32 protein-coding genes are annotated in these 22,719 nt (G+C 40.8%); all 32 read left to right on the forward strand.

Going from position 1 to position 22,719, the window contains the following annotated elements; all coding sequences use genetic code 11:
* Positions 1 to 293: YopX family protein (locus FEFB_RS06490; protein WP_047975435.1), on the forward strand; the 293-nt coding region annotated here is incomplete at its 5' end.
* Positions 290 to 601, forward strand: a complete 312-nt coding sequence (locus FEFB_RS06495) for a hypothetical protein (protein ID WP_047975436.1) — start codon at positions 290 to 292, stop codon at positions 599 to 601. The genes FEFB_RS06490 and FEFB_RS06495, both read left to right, overlap by 4 nt.
* A 10-nt stretch (positions 602 to 611) precedes the next feature.
* Positions 612 to 1,304, forward strand: a complete 693-nt coding sequence (gene pnuC, locus FEFB_RS06500) for a nicotinamide riboside transporter PnuC (RefSeq protein ID WP_047975437.1) — start codon at positions 612 to 614, stop codon at positions 1,302 to 1,304.
* Positions 1,304 to 1,597, forward strand: coding sequence for a DUF3850 domain-containing protein (locus FEFB_RS06505; RefSeq protein WP_047975438.1), 294 nt, complete (start codon positions 1,304 to 1,306; stop codon positions 1,595 to 1,597). Before pnuC ends, FEFB_RS06505 begins: the two co-directional genes overlap by 1 nt.
* 13 nt (positions 1,598 to 1,610) lie before the next feature.
* Complete coding sequence (locus FEFB_RS08755; protein WP_161795099.1) at positions 1,611 to 1,751, forward strand: hypothetical protein; 141 nt, start codon at positions 1,611 to 1,613, stop codon at positions 1,749 to 1,751.
* Positions 1,744 to 1,911: a hypothetical protein gene (locus FEFB_RS08760; protein WP_161795100.1), complete on the forward strand. Its 168-nt coding sequence runs from the start codon at positions 1,744 to 1,746 to the stop codon at positions 1,909 to 1,911. The genes FEFB_RS08755 and FEFB_RS08760 overlap by 8 nt, the downstream gene beginning before the upstream one ends.
* 12 nt (positions 1,912 to 1,923) lie before the next feature.
* Complete coding sequence (locus tag FEFB_RS06510; protein WP_047975439.1) at positions 1,924 to 2,373, forward strand: RNA polymerase sigma factor; 450 nt, start codon at positions 1,924 to 1,926, stop codon at positions 2,371 to 2,373.
* A 570-nt stretch (positions 2,374 to 2,943) separates the two neighbouring features.
* A complete protein-coding gene (locus FEFB_RS08765; protein WP_161795101.1) occupies positions 2,944 to 3,105 on the forward strand; it encodes a hypothetical protein in 162 nt (53 codons plus the stop codon).
* A gap of 243 nt (positions 3,106 to 3,348) precedes the next feature.
* Positions 3,349 to 3,744, forward strand: coding sequence for an HNH endonuclease (locus FEFB_RS06520; protein WP_369795915.1), 396 nt, complete (start codon positions 3,349 to 3,351; stop codon positions 3,742 to 3,744).
* 194 nt (positions 3,745 to 3,938) lie between these two features.
* Positions 3,939 to 4,391, forward strand: a complete 453-nt coding sequence (locus tag FEFB_RS06525; protein ID WP_047975442.1) for a phage terminase small subunit P27 family — start codon at positions 3,939 to 3,941, stop codon at positions 4,389 to 4,391.
* Entirely contained in the window at positions 4,391 to 6,250 is a 1,860-nt protein-coding gene (locus FEFB_RS06530) for a terminase large subunit (protein WP_047975443.1), read from the forward strand. Before FEFB_RS06525 ends, FEFB_RS06530 begins: the two co-directional genes overlap by 1 nt.
* Before the next feature lie 11 nt (positions 6,251 to 6,261).
* Positions 6,262 to 6,456: a DUF1056 family protein gene (locus FEFB_RS06535; RefSeq protein ID WP_047975444.1), complete on the forward strand. Its 195-nt coding sequence runs from the start codon at positions 6,262 to 6,264 to the stop codon at positions 6,454 to 6,456.
* Complete coding sequence (locus FEFB_RS06540) at positions 6,456 to 7,625, forward strand: phage portal protein (RefSeq protein WP_047975445.1); 1,170 nt, start codon at positions 6,456 to 6,458, stop codon at positions 7,623 to 7,625. The genes FEFB_RS06535 and FEFB_RS06540 overlap by 1 nt, the downstream gene beginning before the upstream one ends.
* Positions 7,625 to 8,392 (forward strand): head maturation protease, ClpP-related, encoded by a 768-nt coding sequence (locus FEFB_RS06545; RefSeq protein WP_047975446.1) that lies wholly within the window; start codon positions 7,625 to 7,627, stop codon positions 8,390 to 8,392. Before FEFB_RS06540 ends, FEFB_RS06545 begins: the two co-directional genes overlap by 1 nt.
* Positions 8,393 to 8,403: 11 nt before the next feature.
* Positions 8,404 to 9,606, forward strand: coding sequence for a phage major capsid protein (locus FEFB_RS06550; protein ID WP_047975447.1), 1,203 nt, complete (start codon positions 8,404 to 8,406; stop codon positions 9,604 to 9,606).
* Positions 9,607 to 9,672: 66 nt separating this feature from the next.
* Complete coding sequence (locus FEFB_RS06555) at positions 9,673 to 10,002, forward strand: head-tail connector protein (RefSeq protein ID WP_047975448.1); 330 nt, start codon at positions 9,673 to 9,675, stop codon at positions 10,000 to 10,002.
* The gene (locus FEFB_RS06560; protein ID WP_047975449.1) at positions 9,983 to 10,321 is read left to right on the forward strand and encodes a phage head closure protein; all 339 of its coding nucleotides are present in this window, start codon (positions 9,983 to 9,985) and stop codon (positions 10,319 to 10,321) included. Before FEFB_RS06555 ends, FEFB_RS06560 begins: the two co-directional genes overlap by 20 nt.
* Complete coding sequence (locus tag FEFB_RS06565; protein ID WP_053068967.1) at positions 10,318 to 10,740, forward strand: HK97 gp10 family phage protein; 423 nt, start codon at positions 10,318 to 10,320, stop codon at positions 10,738 to 10,740. The genes FEFB_RS06560 and FEFB_RS06565 overlap by 4 nt, the downstream gene beginning before the upstream one ends.
* Positions 10,737 to 11,102, forward strand: a complete 366-nt coding sequence (locus FEFB_RS06570) for a DUF806 family protein (RefSeq protein WP_047975450.1) — start codon at positions 10,737 to 10,739, stop codon at positions 11,100 to 11,102. The genes FEFB_RS06565 and FEFB_RS06570 overlap by 4 nt, the downstream gene beginning before the upstream one ends.
* The gene (locus FEFB_RS06575; protein ID WP_047975451.1) at positions 11,103 to 11,762 is read left to right on the forward strand and encodes a major tail protein; all 660 of its coding nucleotides are present in this window, start codon (positions 11,103 to 11,105) and stop codon (positions 11,760 to 11,762) included.
* A 78-nt stretch (positions 11,763 to 11,840) separates the two neighbouring features.
* Positions 11,841 to 12,239: a phage tail tube assembly chaperone gene (locus FEFB_RS06580; RefSeq protein WP_047975452.1), complete on the forward strand. Its 399-nt coding sequence runs from the start codon at positions 11,841 to 11,843 to the stop codon at positions 12,237 to 12,239.
* A gap of 38 nt (positions 12,240 to 12,277) precedes the next feature.
* The gene (locus FEFB_RS08625; protein WP_152666245.1) at positions 12,278 to 12,478 is read left to right on the forward strand and encodes a hypothetical protein; all 201 of its coding nucleotides are present in this window, start codon (positions 12,278 to 12,280) and stop codon (positions 12,476 to 12,478) included.
* Positions 12,479 to 12,760: 282 nt separating this feature from the next.
* Entirely contained in the window at positions 12,761 to 17,626 is a 4,866-nt protein-coding gene (locus tag FEFB_RS06585) for a tape measure protein (protein ID WP_161795102.1), read from the forward strand.
* Between the two features lie 9 nt (positions 17,627 to 17,635).
* Positions 17,636 to 18,463, forward strand: coding sequence for a phage tail domain-containing protein (locus FEFB_RS08300; RefSeq protein WP_053068968.1), 828 nt, complete (start codon positions 17,636 to 17,638; stop codon positions 18,461 to 18,463).
* 21 nt (positions 18,464 to 18,484) lie between these two features.
* Complete coding sequence (locus tag FEFB_RS06595) at positions 18,485 to 19,549, forward strand: prophage endopeptidase tail family protein (protein WP_161795103.1); 1,065 nt, start codon at positions 18,485 to 18,487, stop codon at positions 19,547 to 19,549.
* Positions 19,542 to 19,886, forward strand: a complete 345-nt coding sequence (locus FEFB_RS06600; protein WP_047975455.1) for a hypothetical protein — start codon at positions 19,542 to 19,544, stop codon at positions 19,884 to 19,886. Before FEFB_RS06595 ends, FEFB_RS06600 begins: the two co-directional genes overlap by 8 nt.
* Positions 19,883 to 20,275, forward strand: a complete 393-nt coding sequence (locus FEFB_RS06605; RefSeq protein ID WP_047975456.1) for a hypothetical protein — start codon at positions 19,883 to 19,885, stop codon at positions 20,273 to 20,275. The genes FEFB_RS06600 and FEFB_RS06605 overlap by 4 nt, the downstream gene beginning before the upstream one ends.
* A 12-nt stretch (positions 20,276 to 20,287) precedes the next feature.
* Positions 20,288 to 21,391: a BppU family phage baseplate upper protein gene (locus FEFB_RS08305; protein ID WP_053068969.1), complete on the forward strand. Its 1,104-nt coding sequence runs from the start codon at positions 20,288 to 20,290 to the stop codon at positions 21,389 to 21,391.
* 11 nt (positions 21,392 to 21,402) lie between these two features.
* Positions 21,403 to 21,834 (forward strand): hypothetical protein, encoded by a 432-nt coding sequence (locus FEFB_RS06615; RefSeq protein ID WP_047975457.1) that lies wholly within the window; start codon positions 21,403 to 21,405, stop codon positions 21,832 to 21,834.
* Positions 21,827 to 21,955: an XkdX family protein gene (locus FEFB_RS08630; protein WP_152666246.1), complete on the forward strand. Its 129-nt coding sequence runs from the start codon at positions 21,827 to 21,829 to the stop codon at positions 21,953 to 21,955. The genes FEFB_RS06615 and FEFB_RS08630 overlap by 8 nt, the downstream gene beginning before the upstream one ends.
* A 10-nt stretch (positions 21,956 to 21,965) precedes the next feature.
* A complete protein-coding gene (locus tag FEFB_RS06620) occupies positions 21,966 to 22,223 on the forward strand; it encodes a hypothetical protein (protein ID WP_047975458.1) in 258 nt (85 codons plus the stop codon).
* Between the two features lie 31 nt (positions 22,224 to 22,254).
* Positions 22,255 to 22,566, forward strand: coding sequence for a phage holin, LLH family (locus tag FEFB_RS06625; protein ID WP_047975459.1), 312 nt, complete (start codon positions 22,255 to 22,257; stop codon positions 22,564 to 22,566).
* Positions 22,567 to 22,719: the final 153 nt, after the last annotated feature.

Below are 22,719 nucleotides of genomic sequence, written 5' to 3' on the forward strand. Positions count from 1 at the left end.
CTGATGAAATTCATGGCGAAGTTGGTAGCGAATGGGATTTGGAACAATACACAGGCCTGCATGACAAGAATGGAAAAGAAGTTTATGAGGGCGATATTGTAAAGTTGCATGTTGTCATCTTATCTCCTGATGACAAGGTTGGATTCATCGAATACATTCCAAAGTATGGTTACTGTATTAATTTTGGCGGTAAAGTTATTCGGCAAGAATACTGGGCTGCTAACGATAAGCACACCATTGAAGTGATTGGCAACATTCACGAGAATCCAGAACTGTTAGAGAAAAAATTATGACAGATAAACAAATGAAAACAATGACAAATATTTTTGGAGTTATTAATTTATTTATGACACCACTTGTATTCATGACAATGTGGAACTGGTATGTAACACAAATTGGTGCACCTCATGTTGGATACTGGTTATCATTTGGAATTGTGTTGCTGATTGATTTTTCAATTTATACTCCATCCTATTTAAACACTCTTGTTTATCAGGACAGCCATGAAGCTATTGATTTTAAGTTTAAAAAGTCTATTGGTGGAACAACGTTGGTTGTTTGGACGTTGGTTCTTGGGTTCTTGATTCACTTATTTGTATAGGAGAAAAACAATGAAAAATTACGTTAAATGGTTAGAACAAGAAATTAAGTCACTGAATACCGCTGGTGCGGTTATGCTGGCATTTATGGTCGGCGTGCAGTTGGCACTGTTCTTGGGCGCACCTATTACGGGGCTATCAATTATCACGCTAGTAGCCACGTTGGTTGGGTCGGCATGTACGGTATACATGATGATTAGCAAGCCTATCAATGGTCTTCTTGGACTTATTAGCGCACTGGGATTCATCTATGTCAATTGGACGGCTGGACACTATGCCAGTGTATTGGATCAATTAGTATTCGTGGCATTGATTGATATTCCACTGATTGTGACGTGGAAGAATTGGGGTCACCGTATCAAGAACGGCGTGAAGCATTTGAGCTTGGGCAGCTGGATGTCAACAGTGGCATTGATGTTCATTATCTGGATTCCACTTATCGTTGTCTACACTTGGTTAGGCGACACTAACCCAGCATGGGACTCATTGACATTGGTAATCGGTGCGTTTGCATCAATCTATGTATTTCTAGGATATGGTGACAGTTATACATTGTGGTTGATGGCTGATGTGGTCAATATTGCGCTTTGGTTTACTGCTTTGTCTGCTGGATATTCCGCAAGTTCATTGCCAATGTTGTTGACGATGGCGTTCTATCTGATGACAGCATTGTATGGACGTTTCGTGTCAGTTTGGAGTAAGTGATGAAGGTACATGAACTTAAATTAGACGAAAAATATTTCAATTTAGTTGATACCGGAGTGAAAACATTTGAAATTCGAAAGAACGATAGAGACTATCGTGTTGGCGATTTGTTGGCCCTTTCTAGATATAACAGCGAGTTGAATTGTTATAAGCAAACAGACAGTGCTTGGGCATCACAACCTTATAAAACTAGTTCAGTTCATGAAGCCGATACGATTTTAAGAAAAATCATTTATATGACGGATTACGAGCAGAAAGATGGTTACGTTGTTTTGGGTATTGGGAAATATTAAACGGGGTATGTAGATGATTAGTACTGTTGGAATTTATTTGTTGGTACTGTTTGCAGCAGTACTGACGGTGTTAGCAGGAAGCGTAGTATGGGCGTTTATTTATTTGATGTTTAAGTATCTTCGAGAATTTAAGTTTGGCGGTAAAAATGAATAAATATCAAGACAAAGACGGCAATCAATACTATGTGTATGAGTACAACTCAATTCTTGGCGTTTGGCGGATTGAAAAAATTGGCGAACAAGGATTTCAAGAGACCGACAAGCATGGGGCTGACAGTTTCATCGCTGAAAACCAGCTAACGGTAACAGAATAGTAGGAGGATAGTGTGGGGTACGATCGTGAGCGAACAATTAAGAATGTATCTGATTTCTTTGGCAATCCGCTTGCAGTCAATAAGCCAAGCGAATTTAAAGACTTGATGGATTTGGCACAAGTATCGAACGCTGATTCCTTATACCATTCACCAGTTATCAATGATATGCCAATGAGCCATGATGACGGAAACAGAGTGGATAAAGCGGTTGTGGAATTGATTGGTAATCAAAGTGCCAAGGAAACAATTAGATTGATACGTGTGACGTTGAATAATATGGATGACCGGTATGCCCGCGTGATTTATTTACGCCATTTCAAATGCTTACCCATTCTTGATATTGCCGAAACGATTGGATATTCACCAAGCAACGTCGAAAAGTTGTTGGAGACTGCTTATTATAGATTCGCGCTTTGGAGTGAAAGTTTCTTAAAACTTACATGTTCAGTGGGAATTGAGTAGTAAAACAGTGGGGATAGGGTGTTGGTTGAGATGGTATATTGATATTGTGCTTATTTCGGAATAAGTGCACATAGATAGGTGCGGAAAAACCTAGAATCCTTTGAAGAAAATAGTCAGCCTGGAATGGCTGGCGGTACATATTCCCGGTATCAATATGCGCCTTATACACATTAGCTTGATGGCCGTGTATTTGAATGAAGTAAGTCGTATTGATTAAAAACGATGTTGCATGCACATCTAATCCGTTTGTTTCGGTTTGAGACGGTAGGCAGGGTCGCTACCTGCATTACATACTTGCCCGCCAATGGGCATTGTACGTTGGAGGCTGTACCGGCTGTTACATCTACGGTCACACAAAAAACGATGATATTGTAAGAATGTGTGCATTGATCTTTGGAGTGTGAATGTCAAACTTTGGCGTTGCATTCTTAATCATGTTCTTTGTGTACATAACGAACTGTTTCCATTTTGGAAATAGTTCTTTTTATTTACTTCAGTGGTTGTTTCCAAAACGGAAATAGCCACTTTTTATTTGGAGGAAATGCCATGTACGAAGACAAAGAGACTAGAATGCAACGACATAAAGAACAGGCAACCGCTGTTAATAAACAGTTCGCTACGGTGACTGATGAACGACCAGACAAACACGATTATCGACACGCTAACATGCGGGCAGGATTTCGAAACGGTGCGATTAATTACCATAAGCATATGAGGTGGTTGGACAAATGATAATAGCTTTATTAATAATCGTTATAGCATTGTTCCTGATTGAACTGATGGTCGATGTCATAGCACTGACGTTGGTAATTGTCTGGTTGTTCTTTGGATTAAAGGCAGCGTTGATTGTGTTAGCAGTGATGTTGATAGTGGGGTGGTTGTGTCATGCCAAGAGTTAAACGATGTCGAGCAAATGGTTGTCATGCAATGGTGGCGTTTGATTCACGCTACTGCAAGCGACACCAAGATTTAGCAATGGATGAATCCAAACCCAAGCGTAACAACTACCACTACAATCATCATGTGCGTAATCGTGATGAGAATAAGATTGATCAGTATAAGTTCTATCGAACAAAACAATGGGTACAGTTACGACAGTTGACACTCGAGTCACAACATTATCTGTGCCAGTATTGTTTGGTGAACGACATTGTGACGACTGCCAAGACTGTGGACCACATTGTGCCAGTAGAGTTTGACAGCAACTTGAAAGATAGCATCGACAACCTAGCGGTTATCTGTCCGTCTTGTCATACCAAGAAGACCAAATGGGAACAAAGATGGTATGGCACAGGTCAAGGCAACACGCTAAGGTCTGTGCGTCCAATCAATGACATTAAAACAATCAATAAAATGATGAATGACGTTTAACGTGCCTAACAGGCGTTTTAAGCGTTTTTTTATTACGCCGGTATAATTACACTAAAACGGATTTTAAATTTAAAATACCCCCCCCTAACGTTCTAATAACAAGAGAGCTCTCACATATCGTCATCTTATAAAAAAATCGAATTTTTAAACTTTTTTACCCTAGGGGGTCGAGCAGAAAAGAAAGGAGGGCGGGAATGCCTAAAAAATCGAATAAAAACGTCAACAGTGGGCGCTTGCGCAAAGACCCGCCTGACTATTTTGGAAGGCAAGCTGGGGTAACCTGGCGCAAGGTAGTCGATTTTTTAAGCGACTATCCAGAAGTGATTCGAGTTGATGCTAACTTGGTTGAATTGTATTGCACACAGTACGAAATCTACCGAAATGCCTACAAACATATCCAAGAACACGGTGAAGTGCAGGCGATTTATACATCCGTCCAAAACGCGGCCGGTGAAGTCATTGAAAAAGATTTCAAAGGCTATAAGCGAAATCCAATGACACAAATTTATAACGATGCAGTTAAGAATTTGAACAGCATTGGTTCAGAGTTAGGTCTATCACCTAAGAGTCGTCGCGCTTTGTTTGGCGAACTGTCCAATGGTGCTGATGATACTGAAGAAATTATGAAATTGTTTGGTGGTAGCTGATGAAAAAAATCGACTTAACCGTTTCGCATAAAGTTGACGAAGCGTTCGAACAATTGAATACAGACGAGATTAGAAGTAAGTATACTGACAAAGGCACGCGCTATGCTTTCAAAGTTTTAAAAGGAGAAGTAACTGCTGGCTATATGATGAAGTTGGCAGCATTCCGCCACATCCGAGACTTGCAACGCCAAGGTGATGATGACTTTCCATTTAATTATTCAATGAAAAAGGCGGAACAGATTCTGCTATTCGCGTCCATGTGTCCAAATGTTGACACTGGTGAGCCAACAGAACTGATGGATTGGCAAGAGTTTATCCTAACTCAGTTGATAGCATGGCGCAATGAAGAAAATGGTAAACGTTTCAGTCGTGCCATTGTTTCGGTAGCCCGTGGACAGGGCAAGACTTACCTGATGGCGATTGTCATGTCTTACTCTTACTTCATTGAATCGATCGGTTTGGAAAACCAGGACTTTTTAGTGTCATCCATCAATTGGAAGCAGACAACTAAGTTGTTTGGCTATATTAAAACCATGATGAAGTCACTTGCTCATGAATCGGTGTTTAAAAAGATTGCTGATGAAAGCGAGTTGGCTATTCAAAACGACCAAATCATTATGAAGAAACATAACAATGTTATTCGTGCTATCAGTCATGAGTCTGGTCAGTATGATTCGTATCATTTCACAACAGCGATTGTTGATGAGATTGGTGAAATCAAAAGTCGTGAACGGATTTCCAAGATTGTATCTGGTCAGGTTAAGGTTAAAAACCGCCAATTCATTCAAATCTCAACGGCCTATCCAGACCCGTCCGTTCCTTTTCACGAAGACCAAAAGATGATTCAACAGGCAATGGAACAAGACTATAAACGTGATGCTGATACTTATTTGGGACTGATATGGTCCCAAGATGGGCTTGATGAAACGTTTCAACCAGAAACGTGGATGAAGTCGAATCCATTATTGGGTTTGCCTAGTCAAAGAGATAATCTGCTAAGTGGACTTACAGATAAACGAGATTCTGACGCCTTATCTGGAACGATTTCAGACTTTCAGAATAAAAACTTGAACATGTGGCTACAAGAATCAACTAACTCGTTCTTGAAATTGGCCGACATTGAGAAGTCGATTGTTCCAAGTTTTGATATTGATGGTCGCCAAGTCTACATGGGTTTTGATTACTCAATGTTCTCAGATAACACGGCTATTGGTTTTGTCTTTCCTTACGAAGAGAATGGTGAACACAAGTGGCACGTTTACCAACACAGTTTTATTCCTTGGGAGAAAGCGGGTTCGATTGAGGCAAAGGAAAAGCAAGACGGACTTGATTATCGACACCTTGCAGAACTGGGATATTGTACAATCACAAGTCATCCGCAAGGGCTGATTAATTCTGACCAAGTATATCAATGGATGCGTGAGTTTGTTGAAGACCATCGATTGGACGTTGTGTTCTTTGGTTACGATGCCTGGGGTGCGACACCAGCCATCAAACAGCTAGAATCCAATAGCTCATGGCCACTGTTGGCGGTTCGTCAACGAACTAGTGAGTTGAAAGACCCAACTAAGTTCCTGCAGTCGTCCATGGTGGAAGGTTCGCTGACACGATTTGACGACAAAATCATGGAAAAGGCACTGATAAATGCCCAAATTGTTGAAGACAAGATTGGTATTCAAGTCGATAAGGCTAAGGCAACGCTAAAAATTGATGTGGTCGATGCCATTATTGATGCCATGTATCAGGCAATGTATCATTTTGAGAGCTTTTCAACGGTCAATGACCCGAACCAACAGTATGAACGAATGACGGATGAACAAAAGTTAGAGTTCTTACTAAACGAATCAGGAATGATTTAGGAGATATATACATGATTAAACAACTATTAGCGCCTATATGGCGCTTTTTTGATGTCATTTTTTTCACGATTTCGATGATTTTCATCAATATTTTCGCGTTTTCTTTTGGAAATCGATGGGGATTTCTAAGTATTGCGATCACTTCGTTTTTGGTTGCGCTGGCAAGTGAATTGCTGGCGTATCAAATGAAAGGAGGAAATGAATAATGCCACTTTTTACGCCGAACTTTCAAAATGGATTGTCGGTTCCTGGTGGTGTTGAAATTGGATTTACAGACGGTGATGTCATCAATTATCTGAACGTTGATAATAGTGACAATAAGTATGTGACGGCAGAAAAAGCACTGGAAAATTCTGATGTATACTCGGTTATCTATCAATTGAGTTCAGATTTAGCGACGTCGAAGTTGAATGCTAATAAAAAACAGTCGCAGGCGATGATTGATAATCCAACGAATAATTGGTCAAACAGTCACGCGTTTTGGCAGTCGGTATTTGCGCAATTGCTGTTAGGTGGCGAAGCATTCATCTATCGATGGCGCAACGTCAACGGGAATGATATGCGTTGGGAGTATTTGCGTCCAAGCCAAGTGACAATTTACGCGTTAGAAGACTTTTCGGGCGTTTATTATAACGCTTCATTCGACAGTCCATTGGTTGGCTACAAGGAAGCAATTCCAGCTAACGATATGATTCATTTTAGAATGATGAGCCAGAACGGTGGGGCTACTAGTATAAGTCCACTTAGTGCTTTGTCCAACGAATTTAAGATTAAGGACAATTCAAACAAGCTGACATTGAACGCGTTAACGCAGTCGGTTCTGTCGCCTGGAATTTTGAAGATGGATATGGGTCTGCTAAATGATAAAACCCGTGCTGCGGCTTCACGAAAGTTCATGCAACAGATTAACGAATCAAACGGCGGACCAATTGTGCTGGACAATTTGTCTGATTATTCGCCATTGGAAGTTAAGAATGATGTGTCAAAGCTATTGTCGCAAACGGATTGGACGGGGACACAGATTGCCAAGGTATATGGTGTACCTGATTCTGTTTTGAATGGGCAAGGAGACCAACAATCGTCTCTTAATATGATTGGCGGTGAATACGCCAAGGCATTGATGCGATTCGCCAATTCAATCACGTCTGAACTATCTAATAAGTTGGGTGCGAAGGTATCAATTGATTTGAAGCCTGCACTCGATCCACTGAACAACGACTTCGCCTCTAATATCCAATTACTCTCACAATATGGAACACTCTCACCAGAACAAGCACAGTGGTTGCTGAAGAACTCGGGATATTTGCCAGAAGACATGCCCGAGTATGTTGTGCCAGCAGAACCACCAAGCGCTGGTGGAAAGGAGGAAAGCTAATGACAACTATTGATGTGAAGGGCCCGGTTGTAGATAACGATACAGCGACGATGTACGACTACTTCGGCATGAATTCAATCTCACCTAATACAGTTAGTGCTGCAATTGATGAGGCGAATGACAATGACGATGTGACCGTCAACATTGCGTCAAACGGTGGCGATGTATTTGCCGCTTCTGAAATTTATACGATGTTACGTTCTGCACCTAATAATATTGTTGTCAATATTCAAGGATTGGCCGCATCGGCCGCTTCAGTTATCGCGATGGCTGGTGATACAGTCAACATTAGTCCGACAGCCCAAATCATGATTCATCAGGCTTCAACGGTTGCCCAAGGTAATAAGGACGACTTAGGGAAGCAAATCAACGCACTGTCAGGAATTGACCAGTCGATTGCTTCAGCTTATGAGGAAAAAACCGGCATTGACCAAGGACAATTGTTGAACATGATGTCTAATGAGACATGGATTGGTGCAAAGGATGCCGTTGACAAAGGATTTGCAGACAACATTATGTTCGCTGAAGAACCAACGTTGCAGGTTGCCAACGCCGTGACTGATATTATTCCAAAATCAGCAGTAGCCAAGTTCATGAATTTGAAAGCGAAGGCTGATTTGGAAGAACAACACGAGCAGGTCGAAGAACCAGTAGTCGAACAAGACCCGTCAGAAAAGACGGAAAAATCAACAACTGAAGAAACAAGTGATAGTCGCTTATCTGATTTACGAAATCAGAAGGCGGCTATTTTGTTAGGACAAATTTAAGGAGAAAGTGTATGAACATTAATGAACTGAACAAGGTATTTACTGATGCCGGGCAAAAGGTATCAGACTTGCAGGCCAAGGCGCAAGCAATGGCCATCAACGATGAGGTCACAGCCGACGAAGTGGCTGAAGTGAAGAACCAAATCGACAACGCAATTGCTAAGCGTGACTTGGCAAAGCAAAACTTGGAACAAGCCCAAGATGCACAAGCATTGGAAGTGATGAACACGAAGGCAGAACCATTGACTAAGAAGGAAGAAGACGTAAAGGCTTCATTCGTTCAAGATTTCAAGGACATGATCACTGGCAATCCACGTTTTTTGAACTCCGTTAACTCAACAACTGATGGTTCTGGTACTAATGCAGGATTGACAATTCCGCAAGACATCCAGACTCAAATCCATCTCTTGGTTCGTCAATACGAATCATTGCAGGAACTGGTCAAGGTTGAAACAGTCGGCACGTTGTCAGGTTCTCGTGTGTATGAAAAGTGGACAGACATTACGCCATTGCAAAACTTGGATGCAGATGATGCAACAATTAGCGAAATTGATGAACCACACTTGACGATGGTTAAGTATCTTATCAAGCGTTATGCAGGTATTCAAACAGTCACTAACTCATTGTTGAAAGATACTGCTGAAAACATCATGGGATGGTTGACGACTTGGGTATCACGCAAGGTCGTTGTTACTCGTAATCAAGCCATCATCAACCAATTGAACCAAGCGCCTAAGAAGGCAACAGTTGCCAAGTTTGATGACATTAAGGATTTGATGGGACAACTCGACCCTGCCATCCACATGTTGTCATCATTTGTGACGAACCAAGCTGGTTGGGTTGCTTTGAGCAAGGTTAAGACCGCTACTGGTAAGTATTTGTTGGAACAAGACCCAACTCAACCAGATCAATACACTATCTTGGGACATCAGTTGAAGGTAGTTTCAAACCGTTGGTTGCCTGACATTTCAGGAAATCACCCATTGTACTTCGGTGCATTGGACCAAGCGGTTACGTTATTTGACCGCGAAGACATGACGATTCAGACAACGAACATTGGTGCTGGTTCATTTGAAACTGACACCACTAAGTTGCGTGTCATCGACCGTTTCGATGTACAGCCAACTGATTCAGACGCCTATGTAGTTGCTTCATTTGCTGCATTGGCAGACCAACAATTCAACGGTACGGCAGCCGCTCCAACAGGTAAGTAATCAATTTCAGTCGCCGGATAAATAAACAGTACCCAATCAGAATGGGGCGGCTAATAGGAGGACACAATGCTAGTATCAATTGATAAGTTGAAGCTGTCCTTAAGGATTGATAGCAGTGCTGACGATACGTTGCTAACGGGTTATTCAACTGCTGCCGAATCTTATATTAAGAATGCTATTGGATATGATTATGATGATTTCTACACAGAAGAACGGGTAGCACCACTATTCGAGACGGCAGTAATTGCCCTTGCAAGTAGTTATTACACGTTTAGAACGTCGTTATCATTGGTTCAGTCTTATCCAGTAGACGTTGCGGTTGAGTCGATTATTGGCCAATTACGTGGCGAATATTTGTTGTTCGAGGAGGCGAAGAATGCAGATAAATCCAAATGAGTTTACTGACCGGTGCGAATTTGGTTATGTCGATTCTGTCCCGAATGAGACGAACGGCAACCCGGAAGATAAGTTCACTTATTCGTTTTCCCGTTGGTTTGGCTGGCGTAATCAGACGTTCAATCAACAGTATCAATTGTTGGGTGTAACTAAAACTGATACGAGGCAGATTGTCGTACGACACGACCCCGAAATCAAGCCGAACATGCAGGTACGAATTGACGGAATTGTCTATCGGTTCGTCATTTTTAGTCCGGATAACCGTTCGTTGCGTGACACCTTTGACTTGTTGACGTTGAAGGAGGTGGATAAGCCATGAGTGATTTTGAAAATCAAATGAATGGCATGTTGAACCAATTAGGTGGTTTAGTTAATTTGACAGTTGAAGAGCGAGAAGAGGTTACGAAAAGTGGCGCTAACGTTCTGAAAGAAAACATGCCATCGGTTACGCCGTACAACGGCAGACGCAAACATGGACGAATTGACCATCTGAAGGATAGCTTCGAGATTGGACCAATTCAGGGTGAACCAGAAGATGGTCATACTGGTTTTGGCTTTGCAAAAAAAGGCAAAGATGGTGTTAACCATGCTCGAATTGCTCGTTTTGTGAACGATGGAACGGTCAAGAAAGCGCCGACTCACTTTATCGATAAAGGTTTTATCGAATTTCAAGGAGCGGCGAACGAAGCAATGGCCAAGAAGCTGTCTGATATTCAATTGAGAAAGGCCAAAAAATGACTGTATTAAGTAATTTATACAAGATGTTAAACGGGCGTTTCGGTTGGGCAGACAGGGTATACGTCAAATCTATTCCATCGAGCGCACCATCGGACAGCACGTTTATTTTTATTACGGATAGCACACAACAAATTAAAGATTTCGGGTCAAACACATTCCAAAACATGCAGTATGACTTAGAAATTCAAGTTTTTTATAGCACAAAAAGCACATTGGATTATGACTCGGTTGAGTTAGATTTGATGCGCTTTTTAATTTCAAACGGATATGTAATTTCAAATGTTCGAGGTCGTGTTCAAGACCCCGACACATTCCAAGATTATCAAACAATTATTGTCTCAAAGACAGAAAGAGGTATTTAAATGGCTACATTAGGAATTGGGCGGGCATGGGTTGCCCGTATTGGTGAAGACGGCAAGGTAATCACTGGTGTCAACGGTATCAATGGTGATGCGTCAGACACGAGCGGTGTATTCATGATTGACCAGTCTTCATCTATGGGTATTGCATCAGCCAACATGACAAACTTGCAAGGTGCTTTGTCAGACATTTATGGTTCAAACAAGCTGGTTTACAAATCAGCCGCTAAGGGTAACGCCCAAACTGTATTGACGGTTAACCATGTTCCAGCAGAAGTTAAGCAACGGATGTTGGGTGCTGCGCCAGATAGTCGAGGTGGCTTTACTATCAATGGTAAGGCAAACTCTAACAACCGAATTGCTTTGTTGGTAGAGTCAGCAGATGCGTTTGACGACCAAGAAGCAGTCTACTTTGGATTCTTCCAAGGTATTGTCACAGAAGCATCAGAAAACGTCGCAACGAACGATACTGCTGAAAAGCGGACACAGGACGTTTTGACGTTCGGTCATTTGGAACGTGGCGATGATGGATTTGGTAAGCGTTATTTCTCATGGCTTCCAAACTTCGACAAGCAGAAGATGTTCAACGACATTTTCCCATCAGCTACTGGAACGGCGGTATCAGCTCCGTCAACACCAGCACCAACTTCATCATCTAATTAATTTTACAAGTCGTCTTTGGACGGCTTTTTATTATGCCCAAAAGGGCGCCAAAAACTAAACAACACAAGGAGATATAGTATGTCAGTAAAAATTGATGTTAAGGAACTGTTGGGACAAGCAAAGAAGGTGGAAGTTAAGACCACTACCAAGAATTTTAAGAAGGCGATTGCATTCTTGCGCTCGCTGAACAAGGTGCAATTGGACCAGAAGCGCAACGAAAAGAAGAACGACGCCATTGAAGACATGGATAGTCTTGAAGCGTTGGAACTTAACGACCAAAACATGGGCAGCATGATTGAAATGGCGGATACAGCCACTCGATACATTGCTGAAACGTTGAAACTGAGTGACAAACAAGTTGAAAAGATTGACGAAGAAAAGGACTTGGACGAAGTAATGGAATTTGCCATGAAACTTGCTGAAGAAGTCACTGGTTCCAAAGCTGAAAAGGCTGGTGATGACAGTTTAAAAGCTTAAGCGAGCGCTATGACTACTTAGATAATGCGCTCAAGGACTTGGCGTACAACGAACAGCAGGCAATGGTTAACCTGCACGTCATGCCAGAAGAGTATGAAGAGCAAGACTACTTTTTAATGATGGAAGTTATGAACGCTAAGTCTAAAGAAGACCGTCCATTGTCTCGAAATGCGTTCTTGAAAGAGATTGGTATTGATCCAGATAATCTGACGGAAGAGCAGCAAGGAAAGGAGGTATAAATGGCTAAAATCACAAATGAGATGGCGACCAAGCTATCTCTTGATACAACTTCGGCTTCCAAGACGTTGAAAGAATTCACTGATGACGTCAAGAAGTCAACAAACGAGTGGAAGGTTCAAGAAGCACAAATGAGGTCCGCTGGTGACCAGTTAGGCGCTTCAAAAGCCAAATATGAAGGCTTGACAACCGCTGTTGAAAAACAGACAACTAAGGTTGAATCGTTGAAGCAGGCGTTGGAAAATACCAATACATCGACGGAAAAAGGCCAAAAGTTGCAAGGAATGTTGACGGCTGAATTGGCGAAAGCTGAACGGCAGTTAAACAGTTACAATGGCCAATTGGATAGGGCGGAACAGTCCTATAAGTACCAATCGTCAGGTATGGCTAAGCTTAACGACGACATTAAGCACAACACCGAATTGACTGAAGCCAATGTCAAACAGTTAAAGGCTGAAGGCAAAGAACACGAAGCTAACAAGGTAAAGCTGGAAGGGTTAGCCAAGAATCGTGAGAGCCTGAATGGTATCTTGAAGATACAACAGGCTGAACTGGATAAGTTGGCTTCGTCTGGCGATAAAAACTCGGAAGCTTACAAAAAACAAGAACTTCGTGTTGCTCAAATGAAGGCCAAAATTGCTGAGGCTAATTCAGAGATTCGAACCATGAATAGCCATGGTATTAAAATCAACACGTCTAGTCTTGATAAAGTCAACGAGCGATTAGCTAAAATGAATGAGCGTGTGAACAAGAGCGGTCATTTATTTGGTAAAGTTTTCGGGGCTAACATTGTTTCTGCTGCGTTTATTAATGGATTGGCCTCATCGAAAGCTCATTTGGTTGACACGTTAAAAGCTGGTACTGATTTCAACAAAGAGCAACAGGTCATGGGTGCCACTTGGAATACATTGACCGGTTCTGCCGAAAAAGGACAGGACATGGTTAACTCCATTAACTCCATGTCTAAGGCGTTTGGCCAATCAAACGATGTCGTAAATGAATTGCAACAACAGTTCTATCATGTTTTCAACCAGAAAGAGCCAACAGAAAAGCTAACTGGTTCCATGTTAACACTGGCTGATACGTTGGGAATGAATAACGAAGAAGTTGAACGATTGGGTCTCAACTTCACTCATATGATGTCGTCTTCGAGGTTGCAGTTGGGCGACTTCAACATGATTTCTGACCAGTTGCCAATGTATGGCGAAAAACTGTTGGAATATGAAAAGGAAGTTCAGCATAATTCTAATTTAACGATGGAACAATTGCGGAAACAAATGTCTGATGGCAAGATTTCCGCTCAAGATGCCACTAACGTTATTAATGAATTAGGTGATAAATACAAAGACGCCAGTGAAAACATGATGTCTACATTTACTGGTATGCAACGTCGAATCAAGGCGCAAAGCCATGTGTTGGCAGGGTCAATTACAAGACCGTTATTGGAAACAAAAAACCCGCTGTTTAAAGCTGTGTCTGATTGGGTGGCTGATGACCGAACGGTTAAGCTGTTTGACAATTTTGGCCAACAATTAAGCAAGACGTTCAATACCATTACGTCAGCATTTGGTAAATCGTTTAAGAGTAAGGACTTTGACGAATTTGCCAATAACACTATGGTGAAATTGACTAATGGTGTCCAACATTTTGGCGACTATGTAGCTAAACATTCTGATGACATTATTAAGCTTGCCCAAGGAATAAAAACGGTAGGAGGATCTGCGCTTTCTACGGGCGGAATGATGCTGAAAATACTTGTCCCAATGTTGATGAAAGCTGGTGAACTTGCTACTAAACACAAAACGACATTTAAAATCTTAGCTGGTTCGATTTTTGGTGTTGTTGCAGCAGTTAAAGGAATGATGTTTGCTTCTCAAGTCGTTGTTGCTTGGTCCAAATTATCTACCATAATGAAAGACTCACTAATTGTTACTAAGGTGGCCGATGGATTTAAAAAATTACGTGAATCTACAATGTTGGCTACAGCTTCGCAATACGCCTTTGATTCTGCTCTTTGGGCTTCCGGTATACCAGAAATTATTATTGCAGTTACAGCCTTAGTAGCTGGTTTTGCACTGCTTTACAAAAACAATAAGAAGTTTAAAACTTTCGTTGATAATACGATTGGAAGCATTGTAAAAGTTGCTAAAAAAGCAATCGATTTTTTCAAGAAGGATTGGAAACAAATTGGTTTGTTTATATTAAACCCAGTTGTGGGAACGTTTTCGTTGTTGTATAAGCATAATAATAAGTTTAAAAATAACGTAAACAAACTATCACAATCGGTAAAAAAATCGTTTGAAACAATTGGAAACGAAGTAAGTAAAACATTTGAACCTTTGGTTAAAAATTCCAAAAAGGGATTTGATGAAGCTAAAAAACAATTTACTGCATTCGCTGACTCTAGTAAAAAGATGTTTGGAAAATTATTGGAAAGCTCCAATAAACAAATTTCGAAAATTGGTAAATTTGTTGGTAAGGCCTTTAGCCCATTAGCTAATAAATCAAAGAAAAAATTTGACGATACTTTAAAGCATGTTAATTCGTTTGTAAATTCAAGTAAAAAAGTGTTAGGAAGTCTTCCTAAAAAAATTGGAAAATTTTTCAATCCGCTAGTTAAAAATTCTAAAAGAGTGTTTGATGACACACTGAAGAAAACGTCATCATTCGTAAATAATTTTAAGAAGATGTTCGGAGGTGTTGGAAAAACAATTGGTAAGTCATTATCAAATGTTGGAAAATCAATTGGAAAAGAGTTTGGCTCTTCAATGAAAGATGTCAAAGGAATATTTAAAGATACTGTCAAAGAATCAAGGGGTTCATTTGGTGATATTAATAAAGATGTCACTAATACAACCAAAGGCATTAAAAATAAGTTTAAAGAGGTAAAGAAAACATTATCTGACATAGGAAAATGGATTAATAAAAACTTAGGAAAAGCTTTCAAAGATATAAAAAAAGAATTTAACAATCAGATGAAATCAATCAAAAAAGATTTATCTGACTTAGGAAAAGTTTTCAAAGATATAAAAAAAGAATTTAACAATCAGATGAAACCAATCAAAAAAGATTTATCTGACTTAGGAAAAGAATTTAAAAAAGCTTTTTCCGGAATTAACAAATTCTTGAAACAACACAAAAAAGAAATACAAACGGTTGGTAAGGTAATTTCAACTGTTTTTAAGACTATCTTGGTTGTTGCTTTAATTCCATTGGGTGCTGCGTTCGCTGGAGTTTTTGCAACAATTAGAATTGCTATTTCCGTTTTGATCGCTGCAATAAAACCAATGGCGAAGACAATTGCTAATATCTTTATAACAGTTATTGGTGTTTTGTCAGGGGTAGTAAAAGTTATTACTAACTCGATGAAACTTGTTTATCATTTGTTCACTGGTAATTTTAAAGCTGTGGGAAAAGACGTTGGAAAAATAGTGAGTGGATATATCAAGATATTCACTTCATTTTTCGGCGGTGTATTACGTCAAATTGGCATATTCTTTAGTGGAATATGGGACATGACGAAGGCTGGGTTCAAAACATTTGTTAATTTGCTGAAACCATTCTCCGGTTTTTTCATTGATATTTGGAAAGGAATCCAATCATTCTTTAAGCCAGTAATTAAATGGTTTGAAGATATTATATCTGATACTATCAAGTCAATTTCTAACATCTGGAACAGCGTTTGGAATGGTGTTAGTTCATTCTTTGGCAACATTTGGAAAGGCATGTCGAAGTTCATTTCTAACACGATTAACGGCATGCACGACGTCATTAAAGGCGTTCTTGACAAAATTGGTAGCACTTGGAACGGAATGTGGTCTGGACTATCTGACTTCTTCGGCGGTATCTGGAAGGATATTAAAGGATTTGCACAAGATGGTATCAACGGCGTTCTTTCTATCATAAACGGTGGTATTGACGCCATCGATTCTGTTTGGAAGTTCTTTACTGGTCATGAAACCAGTGTTCATCATTTGAAGCCGGTTAAGTTTGAACGTGGTGGTGTCGTTGAAACCCGTATGTCAATGGTTAATGATGGTAAGGGTGAGAATTGGAAGGAACTTATCCAACTCCCGAATGGTCAGCTTAAGATGTCCAATAAGCGTGATCATATATTGCCATTGCCGGTTGGTACTCGTATCTATAACGGTGACCAAACCAAGCAAATCATGAAGGCCGCTGGGGTTGAGAAATACGCTAACGGTGGAATTGTTGGCAGTGTGGTTAGTGCTGCCAAAGGTGTCGGTGAATGGGTCGGTGACAAGTACGAAATGGTCACTAAATTCTTGAAGGACCCACTTAAGAATGTGACTGATTTGATTATCAAGGGCACCAAGGGGATGTACGATGGTTTGCATAGTTTTGGCGACATGGCTCACGGGGTCTTCGATAACTTGTACAAGCCAATTGCTGACTGGTTTAAAAAAGGACTCGAAGCGATTAAGCCTAGTCTCGGACGCAACGCACCGAGTGGTACAGGAGTACAACGTTGGCGCGACCAAGTTATTGACGCGCTGAAAGAAAACGGCATGATCACCGAATCGTGGGCGGTCAATAAAATCTTGAAGCAAATCAGTACCGAATCTAGCGGGAACGAAAAAGCTGTTCAAGGTGGCTATACGGACATTAACACGAAGACTGGTGACTTAGCTAAGGGATTGATGCAGACGATTAGCGCAACATTTAATCGTTATGCCTTCCCTGGTCACAAGAATATCTTTAACGGATACGACAACTTGTTGGCTGCTATTGCCTACATTAAAAACCGTTACGGCATGAACATGTCAGGCATTGGTGAAGGACACGGTTATGCAAATGGTGGTCTAGTATCACGTCATCAAATTGCACAAATTGCCGAAGGAAACAAGCCGGAGATGATTATTCCGCTTGATTCTATGAAGTCGGCTCGTGGTTTTGAACTGCTTGGCAAGACAGCAGTAGCAATGGCCGCCCGTGATGGACAGTCTAGTCAGAATACAACTGATAATTCAGAAGTTGTTGGTAAGTTAGACCAAATGATTACACTGCTAAGTATGATTTTAGGCGTTAATAAAGAACAGTTAAGTGCTGGATCACAAAACAGTGGTTTAAAGGCCATCTATGAGCAAATGGCCCGCGATAATACCATTCGCAATTATCAATCAATTTAGGAGGAATAAATGTCAGATTTCTACGTGATGCGCAAAGGTCATGACGAATTTAATTTGTCAGATAAATTGACTTCTGTGCATTTTTTAGAGCTAAATGTCGGGGCGCCCCAATTGACCCCGACTTATAATTCAATCCAGGGAAGTGATGGCCAACTATTGCAGACAGTGTCTTTCAATAGTTCAACGGCGGTTGCTTCTTTTTTTATCAAGGCCGGCAATCGTTCAGAGTTCAATTTGGCGAAATCGGCACTACAACGTGAGTTGTATGCACGAGTGCCAATTCGGATTAGGTCGAGTGATGACCCGGGTAAGGCGGTATGGGTGTTGGCTAATCCAACCGACATCAACCCACTGGCGAACAGTGATGATGCCAAAATTGATTTAGCATTTACGATTATTAGCGGGACAAAGTTGACCCCGTTCAATAGTGATGAGCTGGCTGATAACCAAAATAAGTTGTCTTTTGGTATGAACTTGGATTTGGACAATCTGCCCAGTTACCATTTTAATAGTAATAACTTCAACGTTTTCAACCCAAGCGACCTGGAAATAGACCCCTATATCCAGCACCATCAATTGACTTGGACGATTAAGGGAACAGGTCAAAATGTGACCTTAACCAATAATACAAACGGCACTAGCTTCACTGCTAACGCCGGGTTGGGTAATTCAGACACATTGACCATGAACGGCATTACACTCGATAAAAACGGCACACAGGGCGGAATTGATACGGACTTTGGCCATATCATTCTAGCCCGTGGCGATAACAACATTACGGTAACTGGTCTATCGAATGTTGACGTCACGGTGTCGTTCCCGTTCTTGTACTTTTAATTGAATAGTCGAGACAAGTTGGTGGTGCGATCAAGAGACCAGACAACGACCGTACCAGTGCCATCGCTTGACTTTTCAACGTTGCAAACCACTTGGGAGAAGAACAGTAGTTATCAGATTGCGTTTACAGCATACGATGATGAGAGCCTTGCTTTTAGTCTCTTAACAGTTGAAAACAGCGTGTTTTGGGCAGGGCAAGAGTATATCATCAAACAGTCAACAGACGGCTATTCTGGCGGTGTACACACCGTTCAAATCACAGCTACTCATGTCTTTTACCAGCTTAACAACCGCCGGCAGAATACCGTACAAAAAGGGGATGTTTCGTATACGATTCAGTCGGCTTTGCAGTTTTTAACCGGTGAAATTACTGGGTATTCGTTCAACGTGGTTGGTAATTTGAATAGTTCCCACACTATTACTGATTTTGGAAATTGTTCCATCACGGATGGCCTAAGTACCATTGCTTCAACGTTCAATGTGTATGCCATTGTTCCGGATAACTACACTGTTAACTTATACAGTGAAGCCAATTGGACCAATGATGTAGGTAGACAGTTTTTCTATCGAAACAATACAAGTGACGTGCAGTTACAGTATGATTCTTCTGGCATTGTCAATCGTGTCCAGGTTGTATCAACTAACGAAACACCACAGTTTGACCCGTTCTATGTCACAGACGATGACTCAATAAAACAGTGGGGTATTCGAGATGGTGAACGAGTCGAAAACGACAAAAACAACAACACTGGACCCAATATTGCCAGTGCCAAAGCCAAGATGGTCACAGTACCTAATTTGACATTGACTGTCAAAGTGCAAGAAAACGACGTGCATATGGGTGACATTTGGACTTTGGTTATTCCAGAAAATGGAATCACGACAAAATTGCAGGTTGTCTCAATTGTCGATACGCCGTTCTTGAAGAACAATATGCAAGTTACGTTGAACAATACGAAACAAAATTTCTTAGATTCGTTTAACGCTAACGCTAAGAAGTTGGCCAATATCCAATTAAATAACAATAGCAATAAAGGCTTTTCATTCAATATATGGACGGTCGGAAAGGTAAGCGAAAATGACTGATACACCAATTGTGCAATATCCTGACGCCAACGGTAATCGGGCATATGTGAAGACCCACGTCAAAGCAGTCGATGGCTTAGACGATAAATTGGCTATTTTTGCTAAGACAACCGACTTAACCACGGCTATCAGTCAAATTCCAAAAGTCGATTTATCTGGATATGCTAAAACGTCAGAACTTGATAAATACGCCACTAAGGACGATTTGCAAAAGGTGGATAACGAAATAACCACGCTTAAAAGTCCAGACGGTTCGGTGTGGTTCTTATCAGTTGATAATAATGGTCGCCTTTCAACATCTAAATTGATACAAATTCAGGAAGGAGGGCAATCATGAGTTTTTTAAACGTTATCAATCAATTCAAACAGCTAAAAGTGTCTTATGATGAGTTGTTGAACGGTTTGGTTGGTATCGGATTGGTTGAAGAATTTCCAGAGATTTCATTCAATGATAGCTATTCACGCTATGATGTGAACGACTATCGACAGATTTATAATGATTTAGATTTTTCACACAGTTGTGTGAATTGGTTGATTACATTGACCAACAAAAACGGCTTTGCGGACAATGATGGAAACGATTTACAGCCGGTTGATTTTGCGAATTTTTATGTAATCGATGGTCAAGAATTGTCAGGATATTACAGTAATAAATTACAAGAAATGCAGACACTGTTGAATCAACTAAAAGCAATTTTGGTTGAAAACAACGTTCTCGCAAAATAATAAGGAGGAATTATGGCACGAACATATGCCGAGTTAAACACAAACTTAAACACCAATCAATCCACCTTGGTTGACCAATTGAACGGTCGTCAAGGGGATGCAAACCGTGAGGTGTTTTTTCAAATTAAAGATGGTACTTCGCCGTTCAACCTTGAAGGCAAAACCATTGCTCTTTTCGCAAAAGACGCTCAAGGAGTGATTAAGGCAACATCAACGATTAACGACCAGACAGGAATTTCTGTTGGTCGTTTTTCTATGATTATTCCAAAAGAGTTTTATCAGGCGAGCGGTGCTGTAGAAGACGCTTATATCCAAATTTCTTATTCGGATAAGGTCATTTCAACAATTCCTGTGTCGTTCCAAGTGATTGCTAACACGATGATTGTCACACAGACCCAATCACAAATTTTTATCGATAGCGTACAGAGTTTGATTGATGACACTAATCAACGATTGTCAACCACTACTACTAGTTTGACATCAGTTGAAAACGCTGTCGAAGCGCTCAAAGTCACGATTGGAAATTTGAACGACCAATACAATTCTGATTTGTTTGCTAAAAAGGCGAATGATAACGAATTTAAGGGGGTCAATACATTTGACCAAAAGATTGTAGCCCCTAACGGATTACAAGGTAAGGCTGATTCAGCAACACAAGCTGACAATGCAACACATGCGAATAGTGCTGATTCGGCAAAAAATGCTGATGTTGCTAATAGTTTAAATCCTGCTAATAACCAGACCGTTAATGATTTGACAGTTAATGGCAATTTGAAGGTTAACCCAAGGCAAAAGGTTTACCACGCTCAAGTAACATTACAGCCTAATTTACAGGTGGATTTATACCGCATTGGAACATTAGTTAAAGCAAATTTCGGTGGACGTGGTGTTACCATTTCGCCTTGGTCATTGTTCGATGGTAGTATTCCTGTTGGATTTCGTCCTAGTTTCGGTACTAGTATCAAATTTGTGATTGACGCTAATTTACACGATATGAATTTGGGTGAAGACGGTAGAATTTATAACCGCTGGAATGACGGTAATAATTCTGGTGGAACATATCATGACGCAGATGGTTCTGATATTTGGTTTACAAAAGATGATTACCCAGAATAAGGAGGATAGAAATGGCAGAAAATACAGATAACACACAACAAACGGTAGATACAAGCAAATGGTATTTCAAATATGACCCGCAAACTTACGCATTCATTCCTGGTGCGGTGCATGAACAGGTCGATAACTCAACGGAAGTTGAACCATCAGGACTGATTAATCCAGTATGGAATCCATCAACTAATTCATGGACAGGCCAGTCGATGGAAGATTACTTGGCCGAGCAAAAGAAAAACGCCCAGCAACAGGTAGACCCAAACCAGCAACAGTTAGCACAATTGTTGCAACTGATTGTGCAATTGAAGGCTGAGTCAGAAATGAACAAAGCACAAATCGCCTCATTGACTGCTCAACTAGCTAAGCAATCGAATGTAGTACAACCAGCTAGTCAGTCTGCATCACAGTCAACAACAGCGGTGACGGGAGGTGCTACTAATGTTTGATATGGTAAAAGGATTGTACCCACAATACGTGGATAAGGCTTTTGTTCATTCTTGCGTGAAATATGAATACATCACGAATGATGAATACAAGGAACTAACCAACGAGGATTATGCAGAATAAAGGGGGCTAAATGCAGAATTGGGAAATTGACAAATGGGCGAGCCTCGTTGGCATCATTTCTTCATCAATCACGGCGTTATCTTATGGGCTGAAATACGTGGTTATTAAGCCACTGACAAGCTCAATGGAACGATTAAACGAGAGTTTTGCCGGGTTAAATTCAACGTTGAAATTGATACAATCAGACGTTAAACGAATTGATGAACGAGTAGATAACCACGAGACACGAATTACCGTTCTAGAAAAAACATCACATCAAGAAGACTAACAATAGTCTTCTTTTTTATTTGGAGGAATTTATGAATTTTACAGACGCACAATCACTGCTTACTTTCGGCTTGATGATGATTATTGTATTTGCCACGCCTATTTACAAATTTAATAACTACATCAAGGCACACACACGCAACGAACACGTTAAGACGGCTACTGAATGGGCGAACCAAGCGGTAGCGGCATTGGTTAATTCAGACTTGAACACGTTGCCAAATCGAAAGAAGGCAGTAGATGATTTAACATCACGAATTGCTAATAACAAATTGGCTGGGAAGTTCACCCAAGCCGAAATTGAAAGCTATGTCGAAAAAGCAATTGCAGAGTTGAACAAATAAGGAGGAAGAACATGACAGTATCAGGATTAGCAACACAATACGGATTCCAGTCGTTCCCTAACTTCACTCAGGGACGGCAGGGTAACTCGGTTAATAAGATCGTGATTCACCATATGGCCACGACTGACTATGATTCAGTTCCTGGCATTTGGA

The sequence above is a fragment of the Fructobacillus sp. EFB-N1 genome (assembly GCF_001038455.1).
Classification (GTDB): Bacteria; Bacillota; Bacilli; order Lactobacillales; family Lactobacillaceae; genus Fructobacillus; species Fructobacillus cardui.

Bases quoted from the DNA above. Each gene is read 5' to 3' on its own strand.
- FEFB_RS06615 (WP_047975457.1), top strand. From the start codon at position 21,403: ATGGCAGAAAATACAGATAACACACAACAAACGGTAGATACAAGCAAA.
- FEFB_RS08755 (WP_161795099.1), top strand. From the start codon at position 1,611: ATGATTAGTACTGTTGGAATTTATTTGTTGGTACTGTTTGCAGCAGTA.
- FEFB_RS06505 (WP_047975438.1), top strand. From the start codon at position 1,304: ATGAAGGTACATGAACTTAAATTAGACGAAAAATATTTCAATTTAGTT.
- FEFB_RS06605 (WP_047975456.1), top strand. From the start codon at position 19,883: ATGAGTTTTTTAAACGTTATCAATCAATTCAAACAGCTAAAAGTGTCT.
- FEFB_RS06620 (WP_047975458.1), top strand. From the start codon at position 21,966: ATGCAGAATTGGGAAATTGACAAATGGGCGAGCCTCGTTGGCATCATT.
- FEFB_RS06600 (WP_047975455.1), top strand. From the start codon at position 19,542: ATGACTGATACACCAATTGTGCAATATCCTGACGCCAACGGTAATCGG.
- FEFB_RS06545 (WP_047975446.1), top strand. From the start codon at position 7,625: ATGACAACTATTGATGTGAAGGGCCCGGTTGTAGATAACGATACAGCG.
- pnuC (WP_047975437.1), top strand. From the start codon at position 612: ATGAAAAATTACGTTAAATGGTTAGAACAAGAAATTAAGTCACTGAAT.
- FEFB_RS06540 (WP_047975445.1), top strand. From the start codon at position 6,456: ATGCCACTTTTTACGCCGAACTTTCAAAATGGATTGTCGGTTCCTGGT.
- FEFB_RS08760 (WP_161795100.1), top strand. From the start codon at position 1,744: ATGAATAAATATCAAGACAAAGACGGCAATCAATACTATGTGTATGAG.
- FEFB_RS06565 (WP_053068967.1), top strand. From the start codon at position 10,318: ATGAGTGATTTTGAAAATCAAATGAATGGCATGTTGAACCAATTAGGT.
- FEFB_RS08300 (WP_053068968.1), top strand. From the start codon at position 17,636: ATGTCAGATTTCTACGTGATGCGCAAAGGTCATGACGAATTTAATTTG.
- FEFB_RS06625 (WP_047975459.1), top strand. From the start codon at position 22,255: ATGAATTTTACAGACGCACAATCACTGCTTACTTTCGGCTTGATGATG.
- FEFB_RS06535 (WP_047975444.1), top strand. From the start codon at position 6,262: ATGATTAAACAACTATTAGCGCCTATATGGCGCTTTTTTGATGTCATT.
- FEFB_RS06525 (WP_047975442.1), top strand. From the start codon at position 3,939: ATGCCTAAAAAATCGAATAAAAACGTCAACAGTGGGCGCTTGCGCAAA.
- FEFB_RS06495 (WP_047975436.1), top strand. From the start codon at position 290: ATGACAGATAAACAAATGAAAACAATGACAAATATTTTTGGAGTTATT.
- FEFB_RS06530 (WP_047975443.1), top strand. From the start codon at position 4,391: ATGAAAAAAATCGACTTAACCGTTTCGCATAAAGTTGACGAAGCGTTC.
- FEFB_RS06580 (WP_047975452.1), top strand. From the start codon at position 11,841: ATGTCAGTAAAAATTGATGTTAAGGAACTGTTGGGACAAGCAAAGAAG.
- FEFB_RS06555 (WP_047975448.1), top strand. From the start codon at position 9,673: ATGCTAGTATCAATTGATAAGTTGAAGCTGTCCTTAAGGATTGATAGC.
- FEFB_RS06585 (WP_161795102.1), top strand. From the start codon at position 12,761: ATGTTGACGGCTGAATTGGCGAAAGCTGAACGGCAGTTAAACAGTTAC.
- FEFB_RS06520 (WP_369795915.1), top strand. From the start codon at position 3,349: ATGGATGAATCCAAACCCAAGCGTAACAACTACCACTACAATCATCAT.
- FEFB_RS08765 (WP_161795101.1), top strand. From the start codon at position 2,944: ATGCAACGACATAAAGAACAGGCAACCGCTGTTAATAAACAGTTCGCT.
- FEFB_RS08630 (WP_152666246.1), top strand. From the start codon at position 21,827: ATGTTTGATATGGTAAAAGGATTGTACCCACAATACGTGGATAAGGCT.
- FEFB_RS06575 (WP_047975451.1), top strand. From the start codon at position 11,103: ATGGCTACATTAGGAATTGGGCGGGCATGGGTTGCCCGTATTGGTGAA.
- FEFB_RS06550 (WP_047975447.1), top strand. From the start codon at position 8,404: ATGAACATTAATGAACTGAACAAGGTATTTACTGATGCCGGGCAAAAG.
- FEFB_RS06560 (WP_047975449.1), top strand. From the start codon at position 9,983: ATGCAGATAAATCCAAATGAGTTTACTGACCGGTGCGAATTTGGTTAT.
- FEFB_RS06570 (WP_047975450.1), top strand. From the start codon at position 10,737: ATGACTGTATTAAGTAATTTATACAAGATGTTAAACGGGCGTTTCGGT.
- FEFB_RS08305 (WP_053068969.1), top strand. From the start codon at position 20,288: ATGGCACGAACATATGCCGAGTTAAACACAAACTTAAACACCAATCAA.